Here is a 6825-nt window from a genome sequence, read left to right as displayed (position 1 = left end):
TAAACATCGGGCTATTTCCGGTTTCCTAGCAGGCATATTTTCTTCTCTATGTGCTTATCAACTCTGTCAGAAGAATAAGCCAAAAATTCATGTCGTTAGAAATTTAGCTTATCCGTAACTGGGGTTAACTAAGAATAGCTGATAAAAGTGTAGCAAGTTGCTACACTCCTAGATAATATCCTTTCCGAAAATTTCATTTAGACGATCCTTGATGTCTTCCACAAATTTACTATCAGTTTTCAATTTATTTTTCATTTTTCTCTTAAAGTCACTTAAGCTCATTCCAACTTCAGCAAAATCCATTTGAAATAATGAATCATTGATAACAACGTTTGCTTGAGAGTCTGTGAGGCAACCTACAGTCTTAAACCACTTTTCAAGCTGTAAATAATTAGCATCATCATTAAAAATATACCATGAACGTACAGTGGTATCGAATTTTGCACCTAGATCTTTTACCTCAGCATTATCTTCAAATGGAACATCTAAGTAGATCTTTAATTTTTCGGCCTTTTTATTTTCAATTACAGGCTTTTCAAAACCACGATGATGTAGTTTAAATTTTACGCCTACAATAGGGCGTCCTTTTTTAATTGTTTCATATTCTAACTGTAGATCGGTGTTTTCATTAATTTCAGCTACAATTTTATCTAATACATAACGTCGAAAATCGACCCAACGGTCATATTTAGTTTCATTTATATCAATTAGAGCTCTGAGATTCTCTAATAATAATGGAACTTCGTAGATTTCTTGAGTCTTAAATTTGAATTCGTTTTTTATGAAATAGGTATAAAGACTCATACTTGCAACTGAATCTAGAGCAAATAAATGTTTTAGTTGGTATGTAGTAAAATTACCACCAGCTAATTGAGTAAAGTAAGGTAATACTTCACTGGTAAATCTGATTTGAAGTGCATTCTTTGAATCATCTTCCCATCTTAACTCACGGATAATAGGGACAACCGAGTGAACTCTTTTAGTCTTTTTCTTTATATCATCTACAGGTTCTTCAATTACAAAGTGCGCCACACGGGATGAAAGTTCTTTGTAAATTCGATCAATGGCTACATTAATTGAATTTCGCTTACTTAATCCCAGTAATTCAGCTAAATCATCTTTATACAGATAGATGTATGTTTGTTCACTAATCTCTTTATCGATATGATTCTTCTCACCGTAATTGGCAACAGCCATCGCATATAAAAGTGCTTTATATTCATTCGCTGACAATTCAATAGGTCGTATCAAACGATTGCTAGTACTTACAACCCCATTGTGACGAATATTACCTATGCAGTACGGGATTGAATCCAGCTCTTCTTTGTTATGGCTTAGTTCTGACATAAAGTGTATTAACTATTTTAAGTGTGCTTAACTTGATTATGCATGTTATATAAAAAAGTGGAAAAAGATTCAACACTTTCACCTAAAAAAACCTAAGGTGGAATACTTGTCACCAAATTTAGGTAAAAATCCATTAAAGTGGAAATATATTTTTAAATTCCACTCCAAGATGACAAACACTCCACTTTTAGATGTTTTTGATTCTTTATAGAAATACGGATTGATGAATAAACACCCATAATGGATTTTAAATAATCAATTAACCTATTTCGATATGACAAGTTTTCCACCTTTAAAAACGCAGATCACTGAAAAAAAATATCGAGTTTAGTCATAAGAACAAAATATCTGCATTCTAGGGTGAGTGCGTGAAATTCTTTCCACTCTTAGATCAATGAATATATCAAAAAATGGTGTAGTAAAAAAAAGCCTTGCAACTTTATCCACAATATTATTTTTGTAAGTGATTTTTTTTCCACTCTTGCACTTAAATTCATTAAGTTATCAACATCATAAATAATTGTTTTATATATTTTTTAAATGATAATACATATATTTTATAATTAACAGTGAAAAACATTCCACCATAGTGACAAATACTCCACTTTTAAGTGACAAATACTCCACTTTACAGTGACATATATTCCACTTTTAAGTGATCATCTTTCCACTTATAGAAGACAACTCTTCCACTTTAAGATGACAAACCCTCCACCTTAAAGCTGATATGGTATTGTTTTTAAATGAAAAATATCAACTTAATTATTAATTAACTTAATTATTAATTACTATTAATTATTAAATAAGCTAGCTATATAAAACTTTAAATTTAAAATTGCTTTAGCGTTATACAAATGACTGTTTTAAATTTAAAAGGTGTAGTAACTTAGCCCAAAGTTATTTATATTAATAGTAATTTTAAATATAGAATGATTTGACAAGTATGTCTGCAAAAATTATTGCTGTTGCGAATCACAAGGGTGGTTGTGGTAAAACAACAACAGTTGTTCATTTAGCCTCTGAGCTAGCAAACTTAGGAAAAAAAGTGCTTGTGATTGATTTAGATCCTCAAGCAAATGCTAGCTTGCATATTGGTTTAAAACATCCAAGTGAAGTTGGAGTAACAACCGCTGAGTTATTAGTAGGTGATGTCTCATTACTTACTGACGCTTTAGAAGAAGATACTAATTTTGATAATGTTTCACTAATTTATGGTTCTCTCAATTTAGGAAAAACTGAGGACCAATTAAAAGAAGATGCGCCAAGACCATCAGAAGAACTCACTACAAAATTAGAACTATTAAAAGATCTTTATGATTTTATTTTAATTGACTGCCCTCCAAGTTTAAAACTATTGACGAGTAATGCTTTAGCATCTTCAACACATGTAATTATCCCGATTGAATCTGGCTCACAATATGGTCTATATGGTGTTACAGACTTACTTAATCATTTAGAAAAAATAAAGCGAATCAATCCGGAGCTACAATTATTAGGTGCACTACTTATTAAGCACGATGAGAGACAAAATGTTTGTAAACTCATTCGTGATGAAGCATTTAAGCAAGTGGGCTATATTATGGAAACGACTATTCCACAAAGTACAAAAGTAAATCAAGCCGCAATTATGCAGCAGTCTTTACTTAAGCTAGACAAAAGTGGAAAGGTTCGAAAGGCTTTTGAAAGTTTAGCTAAAGAAGTTTTAGCTAAAGTTAACTGATTGAGAATTTTATGGCAACTGCAAAAGAACTTTTAGCTCAAAAGCTGAAACAAAATACTCAAAAGCATCAATTAGCTCAAAAAGATAATATCAAGGAATTAAAGGAATTTAGACGAAATGTCCCCATTGAAGACATTTCACGGAGTCCTTATCAACCGCGTAGAAAATTTGATGAGCAGGAAATCAAAGAACTGGCTGAATCGATCGATGAAGTTGGTTTGTTGCAACCCATCACTGTTCGTAAACTTGAAAATTTAAAATTTGAACTAATTGCAGGTGAACGTCGATTACGTGCGCATGAAATTCTAAAAAAATCGACTATTGAAGCCATTATTATTGATGCAAATAATGAAGAAGCTTCACTACTTACACTAGCTGAAAATTTAAAACGCCAGGATTTAACAGACTTCGAAATCTATATTGGTCTAGTAGGTTTGGATGAAAATTTAAAGAAAAATAAACAACGTTTAGCGAAGTCTTTAGGCTTAAATCGCGAAGACATGTATAAATATTTATCTTTTGAAAAGTTGCCTAAAGCCATCTTGAATGATTTGGTAAATGAGCCCCAGTTATTAGGTCGAACTGCTGCAACAGCTTTTAAAAAATTTCTTGCAGATCACGACGAAATAAAACAACGTGCTGAAAAAGCCTTGTTAACTGTTTGGACAAAAGTAAAGAATGGCCAACTTGAGCAAACTAAGGCTGTTGCACAAGCTACGAAATATCTAGTTCAAGATAATAACGATTCTCCATCAACATCGCTTGTAAAAAAAATTGAATATGCTGGGAAAGTTGCTGGGAATATTAAATTTAATGATAAGTTATTAAAGGTTTCTTTAAAAATTTCTCATTTTGATGATGCTAGCTTAGAAAAATTAGAAACCCTGTTGAAAGAGTTGGTGGAAAAAAATCAAGAAGTGTAGCAAGTTGCTACACTTCTTTTCTTTAAAATATGTCTGATAGTATAATCTTGGGGATACCTAGTAATAAAATTAATCTTAATAAAAAACAATTTTTTTATAATATATATTTATATCTGATAACTATAAAGCGTTGGCTCTTACTGCATTTGGAGTCATTCCTGAAATTGGTTCGGCTGTTAAAACCATTGTCAAAGCCGCAAGATCAAAGGAAGCTAATAAATTAAAAATTTTTAAATTGATGGAAGGCTTTGAGAGTGCCTTCAAAAAGCTAAAAATAAAAAGCCCATGGAACAATGCTCCTGAAGCATGGCTCAGGTCTAAGCCATGGCAAAAGATGGGAAAAACAGCATTAAATGCATTAAACAAATGTATTGATCGTTTAATTCAAGCTATTAATGGTTTCCTCAATAAAGTTCGCGGTAGTTTAAAATCGGCTTTGGAAAAGTTCAAAGTTGAGATTACTAATGCAAAGAATGCGATAAAAAAATACATTAGCGATCTCTGCAATGAAATTCAGAGAAAATTTCAGGAATTACTACCTCAACCTCAATTGGGTATGGCTGGTGCGAATGGGGCCAACATTCCCACCGGTAGATATGATGTAAATATACAATCGGGTAAATCTACCTCAACGACTCATACCCAAAAAGAAAAGACACCCGATAAAGAAAAACCACCTAAAGATAAGGACCTTGATAATCCATGTATATTAAGACCTTATCACCCTGATACATGTAAACCGTTAGGTAAAACTGGGCACCATGTTGTTCCAGACAGATGCTTTAGATTAGGTACTAGAACAGGGACGGGTAGAAATTCTTTACCAAATGCGATAAGTGAAGGTGATGGTTTAGTAGTATGTGTTGAAGGAGCTACACCAACTGCTACGAATGAACATGGTAGAATACACCGACAATACAGTATCTACGAAAAGGCGTTAAAAGGTATTCATATGCCAGAAGCTACGGCTCCCTTAGTAGAAGTTGAAATTGCAGGCGCGAAAGCTGTTTCTAGTGTTATAAAAAAATGCAATGCCGCAAATTTAGCTACCCAATTGCGTGTCTATCATCAAGCAAAAGGATTAGCTGCTAATTATCGAGTTCGAGTTGATGTTAGAGGTAATACTGCTAGAACGTTACCTACTGGTGTTTTTGGATCACCTTTTAAATAATCTATGTCGAGATAAAATTTAATGAATAATTCATCAGTCACATTTGTTACTGGTTGTGCTATCAGCCAATCTAATTTTTATATAACATCTAATCTTGATAATTTGGATACTTGGGACCTGTTTTCAAAAACTTTTATTTATAAATATCAATCCGATGATTGGATAGATATGGATTTAGATGGTTGGAGAGTTGTTTCTGTTGCTTATTTTGAAAATTCTGGAATCTCTTCATTACTTGCACTTGAACAAGATGGTGACTTAGGAATATTTCAAGAAAATAAGAATAAACTCGAAAAAATACGTGAGACAGACGACTCTAAAATACAAGGACAATTCAATCGAATTAGAACTATTGATAATTCATTATATGTTTGTGGCGATGGCGCACAGATTTATACAAATATTGGTAATGGTTGGAATTCTTTAGATTTAGGTCTATCTGAATCATCATTAGATATGCCTAAATCTAGTGAATTAACATTAGACATAGAATTGGCATTTGATATCAATCTCTATGATATAAACGGATTTAGCTCAAATAGCCTTTATGTTTGCGGTACCAAAAAAAATGAAGGTTTTATTGCCTATTTTGATGGTTCTTACTGGGAACCTGTTGACAGAATGACTCCGTCTCCATTGTTTGGAATTACAATTTGCCCTGATAAGAAAAATATTATCATTTCGGGAGGATATGGAACTTTATTAAAAGGTAATTTTAAAGATGGTTTTAAAAACTTAAAAGATATAAGTATTAATTCAACTTTTTATTGTTCAGCATATTTTAAAGAGAAGTTATATATTGCTTCTGAAGATGGATTATATATCTACGATGAAGGAGTTTATCATTTAGTAGATGCCATTAATGATATTAAAGGAATTGTATACATAGAAGAAAAAGAAGGCGTTCTATGGATACTTTCTTATAAAAAATTGATTCGTTACGATGGAAATGAATGGCAAAGAATTAATCATCCACTCAATGATTCAACTAATTATGAACTTATACACAATGTAAAAGCTGGCGAACCGTGTCCTCAATCAGGTTTTTGGTTCACTACAGCAAAACGAAACTCTAGAAAATATTTTAGTCAAGGTGATATTTTTCCTGATTTTAAAAGTGATTGGGGTGATGTGTATTGGCAGTTTGAAGACAATAAATAAATTAAATATGCCCTTCGGGGCATTAATTTTAATAAATTATATTTTTGGTAATTCATCTATCATCAATAGGCTTAATATCATCTGTCATTAATAAATAATGGTTTATATTTTTTGTGGCTTAAAACGTAAGCGTCCGCTGAACCCCATGCCTATTTTTTAATTTGAGTTGGATTTCCAGCGATGTGGCAGTAATTCTTCTATTTGGGTCGCTTTATGCGTCGGCAGCCTTTTCAGCACATCACTTAAATAGGCATACGGATCCAAGCCATTCAGCTTTGCTGACTGGATTAAAGTCATGATATTCGCCGCTCGCTGGCCGCTGCGCAGCGAGCCAGCAAACAGCCAGTTCTTGCGCCCTAAGGCCCAAGGTCGCATTTGATTGTCGGGTAGTCAGACGCAGTTACCTACGTCCAACCCCCTAAGAACCGTGCATGCGAGTTTCCCAGCACACGGCTCAAGCCTCTGCTAAGGCGCCATTCGGCACCCGGTTATACATCGTTGAC

The 6825-nt window shown here is 33.2% G+C and carries 5 protein-coding genes and 2 pseudogenes; 5 read left to right on the top strand and 2 right to left on the bottom strand.

Going from position 1 to position 6825, the window contains the following annotated elements; translation table 11 throughout:
- A pseudogene (locus FTV09_RS16540) lies at window positions 1-118 on the top strand (IS982 family transposase); the annotation flags it as partial.
- Between the two features lie 50 nt (window positions 119-168).
- Here FTV09_RS16540 and FTV09_RS16535 read toward each other — a convergent pair.
- Complete coding sequence (locus FTV09_RS16535; RefSeq protein ID WP_111861408.1) at window positions 169-1347, bottom strand: replication initiation protein; 1179 nt, start codon at window positions 1345-1347, stop codon at window positions 169-171.
- Window positions 1348-2290: 943 nt separating this feature from the next.
- Between FTV09_RS16535 and FTV09_RS16530 the strand changes: the two genes are divergently transcribed.
- From FTV09_RS16530 to FTV09_RS16515, 4 genes are all read left to right on the top strand, one after another.
- The gene (locus FTV09_RS16530; protein ID WP_078194342.1) at window positions 2291-3067 is read left to right on the top strand and encodes a ParA family protein; all 777 of its coding nucleotides are present in this window, start codon (window positions 2291-2293) and stop codon (window positions 3065-3067) included.
- A gap of 11 nt (window positions 3068-3078) precedes the next feature.
- On the top strand, window positions 3079-3990 hold the full coding sequence (locus tag FTV09_RS16525; protein WP_180058915.1) for a ParB/RepB/Spo0J family partition protein: 912 nt from the start codon (window positions 3079-3081) through the stop codon (window positions 3988-3990).
- A 130-nt stretch (window positions 3991-4120) separates the two neighbouring features.
- The gene (locus FTV09_RS16520) at window positions 4121-5161 is read left to right on the top strand and encodes a hypothetical protein (RefSeq protein WP_180058914.1); all 1041 of its coding nucleotides are present in this window, start codon (window positions 4121-4123) and stop codon (window positions 5159-5161) included.
- 21 nt (window positions 5162-5182) lie between these two features.
- Window positions 5183-6322, top strand: a complete 1140-nt coding sequence (locus FTV09_RS16515) for a hypothetical protein (RefSeq protein WP_180058913.1) — start codon at window positions 5183-5185, stop codon at window positions 6320-6322.
- A gap of 156 nt (window positions 6323-6478) precedes the next feature.
- Here FTV09_RS16515 and FTV09_RS16510 read toward each other — a convergent pair.
- A pseudogene (locus tag FTV09_RS16510) lies at window positions 6479-6706 on the bottom strand (transposase domain-containing protein); the annotation flags it as partial.
- Window positions 6707-6825: the final 119 nt, after the last annotated feature.

Source organism: Acinetobacter sp. YH12227, from assembly GCF_013417785.1.
Lineage (GTDB): Bacteria > Pseudomonadota > Gammaproteobacteria > Pseudomonadales > Moraxellaceae > Acinetobacter > Acinetobacter gandensis.
This window is presented reverse-complemented; position numbering and strand designations above follow the sequence as displayed.

Coding starts and splice junctions, on each gene's coding strand:
- FTV09_RS16535 (WP_111861408.1), bottom strand. CDS start 1,347: ATGTCAGAACTAAGCCATAACAAAGAAGAGCTGGATTCAATCCCGTAC.
- FTV09_RS16530 (WP_078194342.1), top strand. CDS start 2,291: ATGTCTGCAAAAATTATTGCTGTTGCGAATCACAAGGGTGGTTGTGGT.
- FTV09_RS16525 (WP_180058915.1), top strand. CDS start 3,079: ATGGCAACTGCAAAAGAACTTTTAGCTCAAAAGCTGAAACAAAATACT.
- FTV09_RS16515 (WP_180058913.1), top strand. CDS start 5,183: ATGAATAATTCATCAGTCACATTTGTTACTGGTTGTGCTATCAGCCAA.